We start from the raw sequence: 1,006 nt of genomic DNA on the forward strand, positions 1-1,006 counted from the left end.
GCATCTTCAATTTGATCCAAGAGCGTTTTTTGATTGTTGCCTTGGATCTTCAAGCCATTGAATTCAATCTCAACCTCTTTTTCTGGTCTTGCTTCCACAGCAGAAACACCAAAGGCTTCTTGATGATAATGCGCCTCTGGCAAACCTTTCTTCAACAATAAGTTTTTGGCTTTTTGCATGAAACCATCAGGCCCACAAACAAACACTTGTCGTTGTTCAACGTCTTTGATTTGCTTGATATGAGACAGACTTAAACGCCCTTTAAGACCAAACCAATCCACCGCTGGTTGCGTTAAACAGATTTTCACTTCCAGCCCTGAATGTTCGCGTTTTAATTGCTCTAACTCTGAGCGACATGGAATATCGTGCTCAGTACGGCATTGATGGTAAAACACCACGTCATTCAGTTGATTGTGGTCTGCAAGATAGCGCACCATCGACAGCATTGGAGTAACACCACTGCCAGCCGACAGCAATAGTAGCGGCTGCGCATCATGCGTTTTAAGGTGGAACGGACCATCTGGGTTTTCTGCCTCTAATACATCACCGACTTGTAGGTTGTCTAACAAGGCATTCGACACGCGGCCACCTGCAATACGCTTAACTGAGATAGCATAGCGACCAGGGCGAGATGGGCTAGACGATAAGGTATATCTACGACCAATTTTCTTACCATTGATGTCCACCTCTATCGGCAAATGTTGGCCCGGTAAGTAGTTTGGTAAAGAGCCTTTGCTCGGTTCTAGCCATAAGGTCACAAAATCTTGAGCAATCTCTTCACGCTCAACACACGTCAGCGTCATTCGCACAGGTGAGTTGTCCGGATAAAATTCCGGCTCCTTATATTCGAGCACTTCAACTTTATCGCCTTGGCGAATAATGCCCTCATTGCGCGCCACAAGGTTTTGTCCAAAGAACACACCACCTCGTTCATTGGCGCGGAACTGTTGCAACGTTTTGAGCGGTTCTTTGCTCTCACGAAAAGTGCCACGTTGAGTATTGATCG

Annotated in this window: 1 protein-coding gene; it reads right to left on the minus strand. The window is 46.0% G+C overall.

From position 1 onward, the window contains the following. The coding region (locus tag R7F07_RS25575; protein WP_318110718.1) for an FAD-binding oxidoreductase at nucleotides 1-1,006 on the minus strand (1,006 nt) is incomplete at both ends.

Origin of the sequence: Vibrio sp. YT-16, from assembly GCF_033337405.1 — a bacterium.
Lineage (GTDB): Bacteria > Pseudomonadota > Gammaproteobacteria > Enterobacterales > Vibrionaceae > Vibrio > Vibrio alginolyticus.